Origin of the sequence: Acetobacter aceti (assembly GCF_002005445.1) — a bacterium.
In the GTDB taxonomy this organism is placed as follows: domain Bacteria; phylum Pseudomonadota; class Alphaproteobacteria; order Acetobacterales; family Acetobacteraceae; genus Acetobacter; species Acetobacter aceti_B.
The window spans coordinates 1,863,324-1,878,893 of record NZ_CP014692.1 but is presented as its reverse complement, the minus strand read 5'-3'; the positions used below and the strand labels follow the sequence as shown (position 1 = coordinate 1,878,893).

General features: G+C 56.0%; 16 protein-coding genes. 5 read left to right on the top strand and 11 right to left on the bottom strand.

Annotated elements, in window-relative coordinates; all coding sequences use genetic code 11:
• Positions 1–71 precede the first annotated feature (71 nt).
• The 3 genes from A0U92_RS08470 to A0U92_RS08460 are packed head-to-tail and all read right to left on the bottom strand — an operon-like array spanning position 72 to position 1,991.
• Positions 72–1,226: a 5-(carboxyamino)imidazole ribonucleotide synthase gene (locus A0U92_RS08470; protein ID WP_077812844.1), complete on the bottom strand. Its 1,155-nt coding sequence runs from the start codon at positions 1,224–1,226 to the stop codon at positions 72–74.
• Entirely contained in the window at positions 1,210–1,752 is a 543-nt protein-coding gene (purE, locus tag A0U92_RS08465; RefSeq protein ID WP_077812843.1) for a 5-(carboxyamino)imidazole ribonucleotide mutase, read from the bottom strand. The genes A0U92_RS08470 and purE overlap by 17 nt, the downstream gene beginning before the upstream one ends.
• A gap of 38 nt (positions 1,753–1,790) precedes the next feature.
• Positions 1,791–1,991, bottom strand: a complete 201-nt coding sequence (locus tag A0U92_RS08460) for a YdcH family protein (protein WP_077812842.1) — start codon at positions 1,989–1,991, stop codon at positions 1,791–1,793.
• Positions 1,992–2,245: 254 nt separating this feature from the next.
• On the opposite strand from A0U92_RS08460, the gene A0U92_RS08455 reads away from it, so the two are divergent.
• Positions 2,246–2,416, top strand: a complete 171-nt coding sequence (locus A0U92_RS08455) for a YdcH family protein (RefSeq protein WP_077812841.1) — start codon at positions 2,246–2,248, stop codon at positions 2,414–2,416.
• A gap of 50 nt (positions 2,417–2,466) precedes the next feature.
• Here A0U92_RS08455 and A0U92_RS08450 read toward each other — a convergent pair whose 3' ends face one another.
• Together A0U92_RS08450 and rpmE are read right to left on the bottom strand one after the other, a co-directional pair.
• Positions 2,467–3,048 (bottom strand): DUF1013 domain-containing protein, encoded by a 582-nt coding sequence (locus A0U92_RS08450; RefSeq protein WP_077812840.1) that lies wholly within the window; start codon positions 3,046–3,048, stop codon positions 2,467–2,469.
• A gap of 283 nt (positions 3,049–3,331) precedes the next feature.
• Positions 3,332–3,559 carry a 50S ribosomal protein L31 gene (gene rpmE, locus A0U92_RS08445; protein ID WP_077812839.1) on the bottom strand — a complete coding sequence of 76 codons (228 nt, stop codon included), beginning with the start codon at positions 3,557–3,559 and terminating at the stop codon, positions 3,332–3,334.
• Positions 3,560–3,634: 75 nt separating this feature from the next.
• On the opposite strand from rpmE, the gene A0U92_RS17740 reads away from it, so the two are divergent.
• The 3 genes from A0U92_RS17740 (at position 3,635) to A0U92_RS08435 (ending at position 5,005) form a co-directional block, all read left to right on the top strand.
• Positions 3,635–3,778, top strand: a complete 144-nt coding sequence (locus A0U92_RS17740; RefSeq protein ID WP_187668728.1) for a hypothetical protein — start codon at positions 3,635–3,637, stop codon at positions 3,776–3,778.
• 70 nt (positions 3,779–3,848) lie between these two features.
• Positions 3,849–4,313, top strand: a complete 465-nt coding sequence (gene mscL / locus A0U92_RS08440; RefSeq protein ID WP_077812838.1) for a large-conductance mechanosensitive channel protein MscL — start codon at positions 3,849–3,851, stop codon at positions 4,311–4,313.
• Positions 4,314–4,450: 137 nt separating this feature from the next.
• Positions 4,451–5,005: a hypothetical protein gene (locus A0U92_RS08435; RefSeq protein WP_187668727.1), complete on the top strand. Its 555-nt coding sequence runs from the start codon at positions 4,451–4,453 to the stop codon at positions 5,003–5,005.
• Between the two features lie 125 nt (positions 5,006–5,130).
• Here the strand turns inward: A0U92_RS08435 and A0U92_RS08430 are convergent, their stop codons facing one another.
• From A0U92_RS08430 to aceA, 4 genes are all read right to left on the bottom strand, one after another.
• Positions 5,131–5,874 (bottom strand): LrgB family protein, encoded by a 744-nt coding sequence (locus A0U92_RS08430; RefSeq protein WP_077812837.1) that lies wholly within the window; start codon positions 5,872–5,874, stop codon positions 5,131–5,133.
• 2 nt (positions 5,875–5,876) lie between these two features.
• Positions 5,877–6,290: a CidA/LrgA family protein gene (locus A0U92_RS08425; RefSeq protein ID WP_077812836.1), complete on the bottom strand. Its 414-nt coding sequence runs from the start codon at positions 6,288–6,290 to the stop codon at positions 5,877–5,879.
• 225 nt (positions 6,291–6,515) lie between these two features.
• Entirely contained in the window at positions 6,516–8,735 is a 2,220-nt protein-coding gene (locus A0U92_RS08420; RefSeq protein ID WP_077812835.1) for a malate synthase G, read from the bottom strand.
• Between the two features lie 170 nt (positions 8,736–8,905).
• Positions 8,906–10,189, bottom strand: a complete 1,284-nt coding sequence (aceA, locus tag A0U92_RS08415; RefSeq protein ID WP_077812834.1) for an isocitrate lyase — start codon at positions 10,187–10,189, stop codon at positions 8,906–8,908.
• Between the two features lie 133 nt (positions 10,190–10,322).
• Between aceA and A0U92_RS08410 the strand changes: the two genes are divergently transcribed.
• Positions 10,323–11,753, top strand: a complete 1,431-nt coding sequence (locus tag A0U92_RS08410) for a helix-turn-helix domain-containing protein (protein WP_077812833.1) — start codon at positions 10,323–10,325, stop codon at positions 11,751–11,753.
• Between the two features lie 91 nt (positions 11,754–11,844).
• Here A0U92_RS08410 and A0U92_RS08405 read toward each other — a convergent pair whose 3' ends face one another.
• Together A0U92_RS08405 and A0U92_RS08400 are read right to left on the bottom strand one after the other, a co-directional pair.
• Positions 11,845–13,206, bottom strand: coding sequence for an amino acid permease (locus A0U92_RS08405; RefSeq protein WP_077812832.1), 1,362 nt, complete (start codon positions 13,204–13,206; stop codon positions 11,845–11,847).
• A 170-nt stretch (positions 13,207–13,376) separates the two neighbouring features.
• Positions 13,377–14,891, bottom strand: coding sequence for a hypothetical protein (locus A0U92_RS08400; protein WP_236748047.1), 1,515 nt, complete (start codon positions 14,889–14,891; stop codon positions 13,377–13,379).
• Between the last annotated feature and the right edge of the window lie 679 nt (positions 14,892–15,570).

Genomic DNA, 15,570 nt, shown 5'->3' with positions numbered 1-15,570 from the left:
TGATTTTTGTTGGCTGAGAGTATGCGGGCAACCCTTTTCTGAAAAGGTGATGGTTGCCCGCGACAGGGAAATTACGCGTCCGGACTGGCCAGCGGTCCGAGCGCCGCCTGCACGCCAAACTCTCCCGGCAGCGAACCACGCGGAAACAGCACGTTGACGTGGCCCATCTTGCGACCGGGCCTGGCTTCGCGTTTGCCGTAAAGATGCGGGATCAGCCCCTGTGCAGCGATGATCTCGGGCCACAGGGCCATATCTTCCGGTCCCACCAGGTTCTTCATGACTGCGTCCGAGTGGCGCACAGGTTCCGGCAGCGGAAGCCCTGTCACAGCACGCACATGCATTTCAAACTGGTCGTAAGGACAGGCATCCATCGTCCAGTGGCCGGAATTGTGTGGGCGGGGCGCTATTTCGTTGACAAGCAGCTCGCCATTTCGGCCAACGAACATCTCGACGCCCATGATTCCGACGAGGTCGAGACCTTCCGCAATACGAGAGGCGATCCCGCCTGCCTGTAAAGCCAGTTCTTCGCTGATACGGGCAGGGGCCAGACTGAGGTCGAGAATACCCGAGACATGGCGGTTCTCAGTCGCGGTGAAACTACGTGTGGTTCCATCGACACCGCGCACCACCATGACGCTGATTTCCATCGCGAAATCGATCATTCCTTCCGCCACCAACGGCTTTGGCGAGAGCGACGCCAGAGCCGCATCGAGCTTTTCGACGCCATGGACGCGGAACTGTCCCTTGCCGTCATAGCCCATCCGGGTGGTTTTCAGAATAAAGGGATAACCAAGCGTCTCAGCTGCGACAGCAAGGCTCTCTGCGTCGGTAACCACGGACCACGGCGCTACCGGGATGCCAATGGAGCCAAGGAATGTCTTTTCCTGTTCGCGGTCCTGACTGATCCGGAGAATGGCGCCGGAGGGACGGACGGGCTTGAGAACTGACAGCAGATCGAGTCCATTCGCGGACACATTCTCAAACTCGAATGTCACGACATCGACAGCCGACGCAAAGCGTTTCAGGACATCCGGGTCGTCGAACGAGCCGATGGTGGCGTCGTGAGAAACCTGCAATCCCGGCTCATCTTCGTGCTGGGCGAGAATGTGGGAGCGGAAGCCAAGACGGGCGGCCGCCATGGCGGACATCCGTCCAAGCTGGCCGCCGCCTACAATACCGATGACAGAGTTCGGGGGCAGTGCAGTCGTATTATTTTTCGGGTTCATCACGTACCGAGGCAGTCTGAAGTGCGCGCCATGTATCGAGCCGGGCGGCAAGTTCCGCATCGGAAATGGCGAGAATGGAGGAGGCGAGCAGGGCCGCATTGATGGCGCCAGCCTTGCCGATGGCCAGTGTGCCGACCGGTATGCCGCCGGGCATCTGAACAATGGACAGCAGGCTGTCCATACCTTTCAGGGCCTTTGATTCGACTGGCACACCCAGCACCGGCAGGCGTGTCCATGCCGCGCACATGCCCGGAAGATGGGCCGCGCCGCCAGCGCCGGCGATGATGACTGAAAGGCCGCGATCCGCTGCCGTGCGGGCATAGTCCGCCAGCCGGTCCGGTGTCCGGTGGGCCGAGACGATCTTCACCTCATATGGCACTTCCAGAGCTTCCAGTGTCAGCGTGGCATGCCGCATGGTTTCCCAGTCTGACTGGCTGCCCATGATAATTCCGACGCGGGGTGCTTCAGAGTTCTGTTGTAAAGACTCATCCGCTGCCGCTTCGGGCTGGTTTTCAATATTATCCATGATCTCTCAAATCTCAGAAGCCGGTCAGACCATTCTGTTCAAGCGATATTATCCGGAATAAGGTGACTCTCGATCCATGCAATCTCATCCTTAAGGAGAAGCTTGCGTTTCTTCAGCCTCTGAAGCTGAAGATGATCCATCGGTTCATGGACCAGACGGTCAATGACCGTATCCAGATCACGGTGTTCGCTTCGCAACTCATGAAGCCTGCGAAGCATACTTTCCCGGTCACTCAGCATCGCACCTCCGGCAATTCCGTTCCGTGATATTCTCCACGAACATCTGTTTTACACATCCGTGAGACAATCAGTCCTGATTTTTGTCACGTTAAGCCAACGTATTGTCTGACACCAGAGGCAGAACCCGTTCCGAAATGAAGAACACCCATCGGAGCAAAAATAATCCGTAAAACATGAGCAATTTTTCATGTCAGATTGGTGACGGACGGCGCTAGCATTCGCATGTTGCAACTATCCAATCGGAGAGTGAAACAATGAGCAAGCAGTCCCGCCTGGAAAGCCTAAGCCGCCGCCACTCCGTTCTTGATGAAAAAATCCACGATGAAGGGCACCGGCCAATGCCGGATCAGCATGTCCTGATGCGCCTTAAACTGCAGAAGCTCACTGTCAAGGAGGAAATGGACCGTATCAGGGCCGTATCCTGATGTGACGACTGTTATCAGGCTGCGCCTGTAGAAACAGGCGCAGCCTGTGATTATTCTCCGTCAGCGCTTTCGATCGGCATGGGTTGCGGCACTTCGTGCCCTTCACGTGTCAGGCGCTCGTTGGCGGCGGCAACAGCAGCATTCAGGTCCATCTGGCTGCACAGGCCCAGGGTCACCGGGTCACGTGGCTTGATGTTCTGGCTGTTCCAGTGTTGACGGTCGCGAACCTTGGCGATGGTGTCCTTGGTTGTGCCGAGCAGCTTGGCAACCTGCTGATCCTGAACCTGTGGGAAATTACGTAGAAGAAAAGCGATGCCATCCGGCCGGTCGTTGCGACGGGCGACCGGCGTGTAACGGGCGCCTTTGGCGCGGCGTTTCACCGGGTTGATGGTCGAAAGAATTTTCAGTCTGGCATTCGTGTCGGCTTCACAGCGACTGATTTCCTCCGCCGTGACCTGACGATTGGCGACCGGATCATATCCCACGATTCCCTGCGCCACTTCACCATCAGCGATAGCCTGCACTTCAAGCGGATGCATGCCACAGAATTCAGCGACCTGAGTGAAGGTCAGGGCAGTCTTTTCGATCAGCCATACGGCTGTCGCTTTGGGCATAAGAGGAAGCGTGCTCATCATCGATCCTGTTGCTGCGTGGTCTCTTGGCGCTCACGCAGGCACCGGGATCGGTTTGAGGGGGAGGAGCCTCGCTGGTCCGTCCCTGCGTGCCTGCCGGCGCGCTCTTGGTACGGTAATGGCCGCCGCTTGCGACCGGGTCAAGCGAAAAACGTCGATCCGGACGGAGCGAAATGCAATTCATGGAGCAGCAAAAAAGAAAAAACCCTGCGACCGGGCTACGGTGCAGGGTTTCGCAAGGTCATCTGTGAAAAGAACGCATCCTTTCACAGTGATCCTTTTCTCAGGAGCTGCGCTTGCCGATGCCAGCGAAACGCTTGTTGAACTTGGCCACCTGACCTCCACTGTCGATCATGCGCTGGACGCCTGTCCATGCCGGATGAGACTTCGGGTCGATATCAAGACGCAGCGTGTCGCCTGGGGCGCCCATGCATGAATACGTTTTGTATTCGGTACCGTCGGTCATGATGATGTTGACCTCGTGGTAGTCGGGGTGAATGTTCTGTTTCATTTCAACGCTCTCTAGGAATAAAGATCCCGATGCCGACCGGGATGGATCGCGCACGTATAGGCGGATACGGCAGCCATGGCAACGAAGAAAGCGGTAGAAAATGGCAATTTCCCGCACCTGGGCAGGGTGTGGTCAGACGCAGGCATCCGGAAAATCTTTAATGGGCTTTTGATTGTCTGTGGCCAAAAAATCAATTTCCGCGCCCATTTGTTGCCATAAGGTTAATCTATTGTTGTAATCAAGAGTGGACAGTCGATAAGACAGGCTACATCATTTTTTAGAGGATCTCATGGCAGACAAGAAACTTGCTGTGCATACACCGGGCTGGGTCAACGATTTCAAAGCCTTCATCATGCGGGGCAATGTCGTTGACATGGCCGTCGGTGTCATCATCGGTGCATCCTTTACGGCAATTGTGAACAGCCTCGTCAAGGACGTGTTCAATCCAGTGCTTGGTCTGGCCACAGGCGGCATTGACTTCAGCAATCTGTTCGTAACCCTTAAAGGCCCGATTGAGCCGACCCTGGATGCAGCCCAGAAAGCGGGGGCAGTCACCCTCAACTATGGTGTCTTCATCAACGCAGTCATTCAGTTCCTGATTGTCGCCATTGTCATCTTCTGGATGGTGCGCCTTCTGTCCAAGCTGCACACAAAGCAGGCTGAAGAGCCCGCAGCGCCGCCAGCACCAACCAAGAGTGAACTCCTGTTGCAGGATATCCGTGACGCCATCGTTCATCAGCAGACGCACGGCTGATCGACTGTCTCGTATGAGCCTGAAGAAAAGGGGAGCTCCGGCTCCTCTTTTTTTTACTTTGTTCCTGAAGATAGAACAGTTTCCTGGAAGTCAGCTTTACCTTCTCATAAGGCCGGATACTGGACTGGAGTGATTTCATGATCCCTGAAAGACAAAATGCTCCTGCTTCAGATGAAACGGAAGCGGATAATGACGAAATTCAGAAAACAGATGAAAAGAGCAAGAGGAAATGGCTTCCTGAAAAAATCTCATTTCTTCCCGGGAAAGTAGCTGGCATCAGAGACGATGTCATGGACAGTGCGGTCTGGCTGAAAGATAAAACTATATCCTTGAAAGAGGCTGCAATCATCAGGAAGTATCAGCCTTATATTGAAGGGGCCATTTCAAAGGTCGCGGCTTCCACACTTTTCGAAATCATTTCTGATGAACTGATTATTGCAAAGGTGGCTAATATCGTCATTGACCACTTGCCTCTCCACATGCGTCTTGTTCTGCGTAAAACAGGGATGGACCGGCTTCTTGTCGCCACCTTGGCTAAAGTGAAAACCCAGATAATCCAGCAGATTTCTGCCGCCAGAGCAGCAAGAAAAGCACAAGAAGCCGTTATGGTCGAACAGGGTATCAATGAAACTGTCAAGGCAGCTTCCGTAACGCATGAAGCAGACAATGCGCCGAAAACGCCCGATCCTTGAAGTATCATAGTGAAATGAGGTTCGACTGATATGCTCTTTCGGGCTTAATAGTCCGGGACAGTCTTGCCTGATAGCACCATCCCCGTCCCGAGTTTCAGTGCCGCCAATTTCCAGAACAGCATTGATTATCCCGGCAGAAAATACAGGATCAACGGCACAATAATCGCCGTCACCAGCCCGTTCAGCCCAATCCCCAGCGCCGCGAAAGCAGCGCCCACCGGATCACGCTGCGCCACCTGAGCCGCGGCGATCCCGCTGCCTGCAATCCCCGCCGCCAGTCCGTGCGCCCGCCAGTCCGTAATCCCCAACCGTCGCAGGGTCGTCTCTCCAATCATCGCCGCGATGATCCCGCCCAGAATGGCGAAGGCTGCCGTCAGCGCCGGAATACCGCCAATCTGCGTGGTGATGGCGATGGCGATCGGTGTCGTGACCGCCTTCGGCGCCATGGACAGGGCGACATCATGGGAACCGCCCAACAACAGAACGAGCAACACACCGCTGACCACGGACGTTATCGACCCTGCCAGAAGAGCCAGTGTCATGGCGGGGAGGCTGCGGGTGACGAGACGAATTGAATCCGCCAGCGGAATGGCCAGCGCGACGGTGGCAGGGCCAAGCAGAAAGTTGATGATTTTCACGGACTGAAAATACGTCGCATAAGGTGTTTCCGTGACCAGAAGCCCGAGCGCGACGAAAGCGATCGCAAACAGCACGGGATTGGCCCACGGCGCACGATCAAGCCGGATCTGCAACCGCACGCCGAGCGCGAAGACCGCAAGCGTTACACTCAGCCAGAACAGGGTTTCCATATTCGGCTCGGGCAGAAAACGCGCGTAAATCTGATGAAGCGTGTGGGAAAAAGACTGCATTGTCAGAGCACCTGTCCACCTGTGTCGGGAATACGCTCGGGCGAGGGGCGGTCGCGGGTCGCCCTGTGCATCACGAACGCTGTCACCATCAGTCCGAGAAGTGTCGAACCGAACAGCGCCACCGCAATCGGAAGTCCGTTCGCAAGCAGTACCGGCATCTGCGTGACCAGCCCCACTCCCGCAGGGACGAACAGCAGTCCCAGGCAGGCGATCAGACTGCGGGACAGCGAGGACAGGGCAGGGGTGTCAAAGGAAGAGGCGGGCTTGTCCGCCCGTATCCGGCTGCGTTTCCAGAGCAGGGCAGCGGCCAGCAGGAACATGCCGATCACCGGACCGGGAACCGGGAGATGCAGCACGGTCTGCAACGCGGACCCGACAAGCTGGAACAGAATCAGGATAAGGAAAGCTTCCGGCATGGCTTTTCTTCTTTTTGGAGGCGCAGCAAACGCCCGAACCGAAAAAGAGAGGGCCGGGTGTCGTGCTCCCCGATTTGTAAAGGGTTGCGAGGCTGAATGTCGCTCGCAACCCGATCTCTGGCAAACCACATTTGCGCGTCTGGCAGGGTCAAAAGGCGTTCCGACTTCTGGAGAACTGGCCGGAACGCCTTGCGCTATCTGTCACCAAGGAGGATGAAGGAGCCGTCAGTCAGCGGCGAACTCCATGTCCTCATGGGAGACACCGTCGATGCGGTGGCGGCTTTTCGCCTCCCTGCGACGTCTGTGCAGGATGCTCTCCGTGTAACCGTTCGGCTGACGCGCTCCGTCGAACACCAGTTCACGGGCCGCCATGAAGGCAGGACCATCCTGATGGGTGGAGAGCGGAATGTAACCAGCCTCATCCTGATTCTGCTCGTCCACCATCCGCGCCATGCGGATAAGCGCGGCCTCGACCTGCGCTTCCGACACGACTCCGTGCATCAGCCAGTTGGCGACATGCTGCGAGGAAATCCGCAGTGTGGCGCGATCTTCCATCAACCCGACATTGTTCAGGTCAGGCACTCTGGAACAACCGACGCCCATATCCACCCAGCGCACCACATAGCCGAGGATGCTCTGGAGATTGGTGTCGAGTTCGGCGGCGATTTCCTCTTCCGACCAGTGTGCGCCCTGAGCGAGGGGCAGGGACAGCAGATCCTCCATCGGCAGCGGCGCGTGGTATTTCAGCTCCTTCTGGACCTCCATCACGTCCACCTGATGATAATGCAGTGCGTGAAGGGTGGCCGCCGTGGGTGACGGAATCCACGCGGTGCTGGCGCCTGCCCGCATCTGCGCGCCTTTCTGCTCCAGCATGTCGGCCATCCGGTCGGGGATCGCCCACATCCCCTTGCCGATCTGGCCATGGCCACGCGGACCGATACCGAGACCACATTCCAGCCCGATGGCGACATTGCGCTGCTCGTAAGCCCTGATCCACGGCTCCTGCTTCATGTCGCCTTTCCGCACGACCGGACCTGCCTTCATGCAGGTGTGGATTTCGTCACCCGTCCGGTCCAGGAAGCCGGTGTTGATGAAGAACACGCGCTCGCGGGCCGCGTTGATACAGGCGGCAAGATTACAGCTTGTGCGCCGCTCTTCGTCCATGATGCCCATCTTGAGCGTGTTGCGCGGCAGGGACAGGATCTCCTCAACCGAGGTGAAGATGGCATCGGACAGTGCAACCTCCTGCGAGCCATGCATCTTCGGGCGAACGAGATAGATCGAGCCCATGCGGCTGTTGCGGACCGGGCTGTTGCCGCGCAGATCATGCAGTGCGATGGCGGACAGGATGGCGGCGTCGATCACACCTTCCGGTGTTTCGTTGCCTTCAGCGTCCAGCACCATGTCCGTGAACATATGATGACCGACGGTGCGCACCAGCATCAGGCTGCGGCCGTGCAGCGTCAGCGGTGCGCCATCCGGTGCGGTGTAACTGCGATCCTGGGCCAGCGTGCGGTTCGTGACCTGACCGTTGCGGGGAACCGCCGCTGTCAGCGTGCCACGCATCAGACCGAGCCAGTTACGATAGACCAGAACCTTGTCCTGCGCGTCCACGGCGGCCACGCTGTCCTCGCAGTCCATGATGGTGCTCATGGCGGCTTCGACAATCACGTCGGCGATTCCGGCCTTGTCCACACTGCCGATCGGGGACGAACGGTCGATCTTGAGCTCGATATGCAGGCCGCGATTGTTGAACAGCACAGCCCGGGGCTCTGCTGGCGCACCTGCGAAACCGGCGAACTGCGTCGGGTGTTTCAGTCCTGTCGTGCGGCCGCACTCGAGCTTCGCGTGCAGTTCGCCATGATGCACGTAGTAGGACAATGCATCCGCGTGGCTACCGATGAGCAGAGGCACGGTCTCATCAAGGAACAGCTTGGCGCGACGGACGACGATGCGGCCCCGGAGCGGATTGTATTCCGTACCGGACTGGAAAGGCGGCGTCTGGGGCAGGGCGTCCGTTCCGTAGAGCGCGTCATACAGGCTGCCCCACCGCGCGTTGGCGGCGTTCAGGGCGTAGCGGGCGTTGTTGACGGGCACCACGAGCTGCGGCCCGGCGACCCGGCCGATCTCCGCGTCCACGTTCTGCGTCGAGACGGTGAATTTGGGCGGGAGTTCCTCGACGTAACCGATCTCGCGCATGAAGCGGGTGCGGAGATGCATGTCCGTGCCGCTGCTGCCGATCAGGAAATTGTCGATAGCCTTCTGGAGTCGGTCGCGCTGAGCGAGCGCGTGACGAATTTTGGGGGAGTATTCGACGACAAGACCGGAGATGCCCGCCCAGAACGTCTCCGGTGAAACGCCGGTTTCCGGCAGAACTTCGGTGTTGACGAACGTATGAAGACCGCGATCGATGCTGATGCCTTCAATCTGGATATGCGTGGTCATAGTCGTGTCTCCGGGTCCGTGACGGTCTGCCGACTGCGCCTTTCTGGATGTACAGGGGCTGGAAGACCGTCACGGATGCTTCGATAAAATGAGGACCATCGTCCCGCCCGCCTCCGCAGTTGGACGGGACGATGTGCGCCGGATCGGCTCCCGGCGCGGGAGTTCAGTGGTCAGTGATGGTTGAACTGGTCATGCTCGGTGGAGCCGTGCATGGCCGTTGTGGAAGACTGGCCACCGCTGGCCGTTGTGGCGACTGCATCGAACCAGCCGGTGCCAACCTCGCGCTGATGGCGGGTCGCGGTGTAACCGTCCGCTTCCGCCGCGAACTCGGCCTGCTGCAACTCGGAATAGGCCGCCATGCCGCGCTCGGCGTAGCCTTTCGCAAGCTGGAACATGGAGAAGTTCAGCGCGTGGAAGCCCGCGAGCGTGACGAACTGGTATTTGTAGCCCAGCTTGCCGAGCGCCTTCTGGTATTCGGCGATCTCCTTCTCGGACAGTTTCTTTTTCCAGTTGAAGGAAGGCGAGCAGTTGTAGGCCAGCAGCTTGCCGGGGAACTTCTTGTGGATCGCCTCGGCAAACTGCTCGGCTTCCTTCAGGTTCGGCTCGGACGTCTCCCACCACAGGAGGTCGGCGTACGGCGCATAGGCTTCGCAACGGGCGATCGCGTATTCAACGCCGAGACCTTCCTTGATCCGGAAGAAGCCTTCCGCCGTGCGCTCGCCGCTGAGGAACGGACGGTCGCGCTCGTCCACGTCCGACGTGAGAAGCTGGGCGGAGTGGGCGTCGGTGCGACAGACCAGCAGGGTCGGCGTGCGCTCGACATCAGCGGCCAGGCGAGCGGAATTCAGCGAACGCAGGTGCTGCGAAATGGGGATCAGCACCTTGCCGCCGAGATGGCCGCATTTCTTCTCGGACGCAAGCTGGTCCTCGAAATGAACGCCCGCCGCGCCAGCCGCAATCATGGAGCGCATCAGTTCGAACACGTTCAGAGCGCCTCCGAAACCAGCCTCGGCGTCGGCTACGATCGGCGCCATCCAGTAGGTCTTGTCGCCCTTGCCTTCCAGTGTCGCGATCTCGTCACAGCGGCGTAGCGCGTTGTTGATACGCGACACCACGTTCGGCACGGAGTTGGCCGGATAGAGCGACTGGTCGGGATACATCTGCCCCGCAAGATTCGCATCCGCAGCGACCTGCCAGCCGGACAGGTAGATGGCCTTGAGGCCAGCCTTGACCTGCTGCATGGCCTGATTGCCTGTCAGCGCACCGAGTGAGTTGATGTAAGGCTCTTCATGCAGCAGTTTCCACAGGCGCTCCGCACCCATCCGTGCGATCGTGTGTTCGACGGTGAACGATCCGGACAGCTTCGCCACATCCTGCGCGGTGTAGTCCCGCTCGATACCGGCAAAGCGGGTCTTGTCACTGATGAACTTTTCGATGGCGTCAACGGAGGACATGGCGTTGTTCCTTCTTGTTTGTGATGTTTTCAGTTAAGAGGGTTTCATTGATTACTTCTACAGAAAAGGAACAGTTTCTTATGAATGCTGTAAATTCGTTTACAAAAATAACTCTATATTTGTAAAACATGTCATGACTGGATCATCTTCAACACGCATTGGCCGTATCGTTCGTCGTCTCAGGCAGGAGAGGGAGCTCTCCCAGCAGGCTCTGGCTGCGCGACTGGGAATTTCCGCCAGTTATCTCAACCTGATCGAACATGATCAGCGCAGTGTCACGGCGTCTCTGCTGATCAAGTTCACGCGTGCGCTGGATGTCAGCATAGAGGCCCTGTCGGGCTCGGAAGAGCAGAAGATCGAAGCCCAGTTGCGGGAGGCGCTGTCGGACCCGGAACTGGGTAACGATATGGAGGGGACGGCACACGAAGTTGCCGCCGTTGCCTCACAGGCCCATGTCGCCAAGGCGATTCTGGCGCTGCATCAGGCCTACCGTGCGGCGCGTCATGATGCTGAAGGGATGGCGCTGCCGGGCGGGCGTCGTCTTGTTCTTCCTCAGGAAGAGGTGAGGAAGATTTATGACGAACACCGCAGCTATTTTTCGGCGTTGGAGGAGGTTGCCGAAAGTGTCCGTGAGGAAATGGCGCGGGATATGGGGTTTGTCCATGGAGAGGGGCTGCCGCAGGCTGAAGTGAATCATGCTGTGGCGACGCGGCTGCGCCAGAAACATGGTGTGGTCGTGCAGGTTCTTCCCATGGACGACGCACTGAGGCGTTATGATCCTGTCACGCGACAGCTTGTTCTTTCCGATCTTCTGCCTCGTGAAAGTCGTGGATTTCAACTGGCTTTTCAGCTCATGCTTCTGGAAGCACGGGATGTTGTGGAAGCGCTTCTTGCTGAAATGGACCCCAGCACGAAGGAGGCCCGTACATTCCTGCAGATTGGTCTGACCAATTATGCTGCCGCCGCGATCATGATGCCCTATATGGCTTTTCTGAAAATGGCTGTCGCCAGCCGCTATGATATGGAAGTTCTGAGCTTCCGCTTCGGTGTGTCTTACCAGCAGGCGGCGCAGCGTCTCGCCAGTCTTCAGCGGCCGGGCGCTCGCGGCGTGCCGTTCTTCTTTGTCCGGACAGATCCGGCGGGAAATATCAGTAAAAGTTTTTCAGCCTGTGGCTTTCCCATTCCCCGTCAGGGCAATCCCTGTCCGCAGTGGAATGCCTGCACCGCGTTTACAACGCTCGGCCAGATCAAGACCCAGATTGTCGCCTTCACAACCGGCCAGTCCTTTCTCTCGATTGCCAGAAGCTCTCTGGGCATGGCTCAGCGCTGGGGGGATGTGCGCCCTATACGGACCATTACTATTGGGTGCGATCTCTCCCGCGCACGGGAGGTGGTGTATTCCGATCAGCTCAATCTGGAAGCACGCCCGACTTCCATCGGTATTTCCTGTCATCTGTGTGACTGGGAAGATTGTCGGTCACGGGCTTTTCCACCGCTGAAGCATCGTTTGATTCCGGATATCAATGAACGTGTCATGCGTCCGATACCGTTCGAAGGCCCATGAAACCGGTGGCTGGTCTTGTTGTAAAAAGGAGAAGACGGTCATCCCGTCTTCTCCTTTCCTGTAAGAAATGAACGATACAGTCAGTTTGAAGTCACGCGGCCTTGCTGGCGAAAAGGCGCGCCAGAATATAGCATCCGACAGCCGTCAGCAGAGAACTGAGCGCTGTCATACGCTCTCCCGGATCGATCAGCATGGCGATGAAAACCAGAACCACAGCACCGATCGTCACGTAGTTGATCACAGGAAACAGTGGCAGCGCGAAGTTTTCTTTTTCTGTTCCATCCTTACGGGCCAGACGACGCGCAACGATATAGGAAGAGGCGATCAGGCAGTAGATCAGCAGGATCAGACCACCACTACAGTTCAGCAGAAAAGCGAAAACCGTTTTTGGCGCAAGAATGGATGAGAAGGCGACAATCGCGCCCGCGATGCTGCTGACCAGAATGGCGAGGCGCGGGGCTTCAGCCGTTGAGTTGCGGGTAAGAGCTTCCGGAGCATCACCCTTGTCCGCAAGCTCTGTCAGAATACGGGAGGTGATGTACATGCTGGAGTTGAGGCAGGACAGAACCGCACTCAGAATGACGAGACGGGTGATCAGGCCCGCACCCGGAATGCCCATTGCGTCCATCGCCGTGACGAAAGGTGACTTTCCAGCGACGACAGTGGTCCAGGGGATGACGAGCAGGATCATTGTGACGGAGGCAAGGTAGAACAGTGTCACGCGGATGCCGACGCTGCGTGTCACGCGGGCGACATTCTTGCCGGGCTCGGACGATTCAGCCGCAGCAACTGTAGCGATTTCCGAACCCATCATGGTGAACAGGATGGTCGGGATCAGCGAAAGAACAGAGATGAAACCATGCGGGAAAAAGCCGCCATGTCCGAGAAAATTTTCGGTGGCAGGCACGCCCGGACCAAAGATGTGAAAAACATACAGCAGGGAAATACCGACAAAAAGCAGGATGCTGAGAACCTTGATGCCGGAAAGCCAGAACTCGCATTCGCCGAAAATACGGGGCGCGGCGAAATTGATCAGCTGAAGAAGGATGATCAGTCCCAGAGACAGAATCCAGACAGGCAGATTGACCCAGTCCTGCATCAGCATGGCGCCGGCAATCGCCTCGCTACCCAGTACGACAACCCAGAAGAACCAGTAAAGCCAGCCAGAGGTAAATCCGACATGGTCACCGTGAGCTTTCCGGATATACTCCACGAAGGAGCCTCGTCCCGGATCTGCGATCACCATTTCCCCGAGCATACGCATGATCATGAAGATCAGGATGCCGACCATCAGGAAGCCCAGAAGAATGGCTGGACCGGTCGCCACGATGGCGGCGCTGCTGCCGACGAACAGGCCCGCTCCAATGACGCCGCCAAGGGCGATCATCATGATGTGCCGGTTCTTCAGACCGTTTTCCTGTAGCCCGCTCACTGCGTTATTCTGCTCCGCCATAAGAGACAAATCCTCTATAGATGTCTGTTTCCGTCACCTCTGCCTGGCAGAAGAAAGAAAAAACCTGATGATAAATCAGCAATATTGCTGACTGCGATAATATGCCGTTCCTTTGTTCCGGAGTCATTACAGTTTAGACGCCCGCTCAGGTCAAGGATCGCGATACCATTTTAGAAGTGTTTGTAGAAATACGCCTCAATGATACCGGCATGTCGGCCGATGGCAGGTGTGCTGTATCCTTCCGGAATGCCTGCTCTGGCAAACGCCTTGGCTGTCGGCCCGGAAAACGCGACACCGCCCGCGACTGCGCCGGAGAGTGTTTCGTCATATTTATATTCAGCTGAAAAATCGATTTCATCCGATATATGACGTTTTGTAGTTTGGGGTAGCCCCATTCCTCCTGGATACAAAAGGCGCAGATCGTAGAAATGGGCGCCGATTGTCAGTTCATCATCTTTTCGGAGCAGGTGCATGGGTGGCACCGCGGTTATATTGAACTGGTGAATCTCGACATCCGACAGCGGAGAGAGATACATGCCGACGATTTCACCGGGCCAGTAACCGCCATATGTATAGCGTCGACCATCGTAAAGAAAGAATGGATCATAATTTCTCTTGACTGAACCATGAGAATTCCTGGCGCCCCCCAATCGGGTGTACCGATAGAAAACGTGGGGCTTCCACGGCAGCATTGAAAAGATATAGCCGGGTTCGTAATTCATTCCATAAGCTTCTGTCGATTGATAGCCATTTCTGGCGTGTCGGTTTTCCTCCGCGACGAAGTTTCCATAAAATGTAAAATTTTTCGATATACCAAGAGATTTTATAGGAAAGAGAGTGCCGCCCCAGCTCAGGGAGGCAATATTCATTCCATCACGGCTGCCACGATAATTATAATTATAGTGGGATGAGCTGTCAGAATCCCGAACGTGGATATAGGTCAGTGTGACGTAGGCTGCCCGATCCTCATACAAGGACGCGCCGTGGCCACCAGGCTTGTTCCTGAACCAGGTGACGTCAAAACCCTCAAATTTCGTCTTTGGCCTGTCATAGCCACGATCCTGATCATTGTTGCTGTTGTTCTCAAGCATGAAAACATCGGCACGGACTGTGTCGGCTTCAAATTTTACAACGCCGGGTCCGGAGAATGCGAAACGTGGGGCATACCACCATGCGCCACGATTGCCAGAACTGTAAGCGCCTTTACCCACCAGAAAACCATCATCGATCTGAAAACGCTGGCGTCCACCTTCAATAATCAGCTTCTGCTTGCCTTTCAGAAGATGGAGAGGGATCTCCGCTCCAAGATTGGCGTCTTCCAGAGTGACAGCCCGTGGGGTGCCGGATGTCTGTGACACGCTTTCTGCTTCGCCATCGCCGAGCGTGGTGGACCCGACTGCGGAAATCATACCGAAAACATTGAAGCCCCAGGATGTGTCCCAACGGCCAGTGAGAATGGGTTTGCCGTACAGTTCACCGTAGGAGGAGTTCTTGTTTTTTACGTAGCTTCCATCTTTGCGGGGCTCATAGGAGCCTGCGCCGAAATTGGTGTTCGGGAGAAAGAAAGCTGATCCGCCTATATCAAGAGCCCCCATGATTGTAACATTTTTGGCGGAAATCAGTGTCGTTTCTGCCTGCGCATCCTTGTCATACAGAGGAGCAAGGAACGCAGTGAACGTGAACAACGCGATTCTGCTTTTCTGATGAAGCGGGATCGTTTTCATACGAAATGTAGATGACCCGTTTCTTGTAAAGAACGAATTGGATTTGGTCTGGTTTCTCATTCCACTCGCCGGATCATCAAACAGGCAGCCTCACTGATATTTCATATTTGTCTCACAATGATATATTATATTCAAGCGTCGAGGCTTTTTGATGTATGCAAGTATAACGAAGTGATTTTGTTCATTTGTTGTTGGAAATGAAAATATTTACTTTTATTTTTTATAAATATAAAAATTACGAAAAAAGAAATAAGGTTTTCTGTATTTATTGATAGGCTTGTTTTTGTTTTTTATGTTATTTTGTGTCAAATCTCTTGCGTATCAATCAAGCCTTATAAAATCTGGATCATTCCAGGGTGTTGTTATACTCGGAGATATTCTCAGGCGTGACAGAACGAAATTTCAGTGTAGCAGCGCCTCATCAATGGCGTATGATCTTGCGACGCTGTTGAAATCGCACCCGGAGAAAAGAGCCTGCGGGTAATCATCTGAAGCCATTTTCCTGAAATAGATGCAAACAAGATGTTTCTTTAACTGCAAAGAGAAAAATACAGCGTGGATTTTAAGAGTGCGGTTCACCAGCTTATACAAAAAAAGCAGCTCTTGCGAGAGCTGCTTCCGGTGATGTCAGCTTTTGAAA

Coding starts and splice junctions, on each gene's coding strand:
- A0U92_RS08470 (WP_077812844.1), bottom strand. CDS start 1,226: ATGAACCCGAAAAATAATACGACTGCACTGCCCCCGAACTCTGTCATC.
- purE (WP_077812843.1), bottom strand. CDS start 1,752: ATGGATAATATTGAAAACCAGCCCGAAGCGGCAGCGGATGAGTCTTTA.
- A0U92_RS08460 (WP_077812842.1), bottom strand. CDS start 1,991: ATGCTGAGTGACCGGGAAAGTATGCTTCGCAGGCTTCATGAGTTGCGA.
- A0U92_RS08455 (WP_077812841.1), top strand. CDS start 2,246: ATGAGCAAGCAGTCCCGCCTGGAAAGCCTAAGCCGCCGCCACTCCGTT.
- A0U92_RS08450 (WP_077812840.1), bottom strand. CDS start 3,048: ATGAGCACGCTTCCTCTTATGCCCAAAGCGACAGCCGTATGGCTGATC.
- rpmE (WP_077812839.1), bottom strand. CDS start 3,559: ATGAAACAGAACATTCACCCCGACTACCACGAGGTCAACATCATCATG.
- A0U92_RS17740 (WP_187668728.1), top strand. CDS start 3,635: ATGGCAACGAAGAAAGCGGTAGAAAATGGCAATTTCCCGCACCTGGGC.
- mscL (WP_077812838.1), top strand. CDS start 3,849: ATGGCAGACAAGAAACTTGCTGTGCATACACCGGGCTGGGTCAACGAT.
- A0U92_RS08435 (WP_187668727.1), top strand. CDS start 4,451: ATGATCCCTGAAAGACAAAATGCTCCTGCTTCAGATGAAACGGAAGCG.
- A0U92_RS08430 (WP_077812837.1), bottom strand. CDS start 5,874: ATGCAGTCTTTTTCCCACACGCTTCATCAGATTTACGCGCGTTTTCTG.
- A0U92_RS08425 (WP_077812836.1), bottom strand. CDS start 6,290: ATGCCGGAAGCTTTCCTTATCCTGATTCTGTTCCAGCTTGTCGGGTCC.
- A0U92_RS08420 (WP_077812835.1), bottom strand. CDS start 8,735: ATGACCACGCATATCCAGATTGAAGGCATCAGCATCGATCGCGGTCTT.
- aceA (WP_077812834.1), bottom strand. CDS start 10,189: ATGTCCTCCGTTGACGCCATCGAAAAGTTCATCAGTGACAAGACCCGC.
- A0U92_RS08410 (WP_077812833.1), top strand. CDS start 10,323: ATGACTGGATCATCTTCAACACGCATTGGCCGTATCGTTCGTCGTCTC.
- A0U92_RS08405 (WP_077812832.1), bottom strand. CDS start 13,206: ATGGCGGAGCAGAATAACGCAGTGAGCGGGCTACAGGAAAACGGTCTG.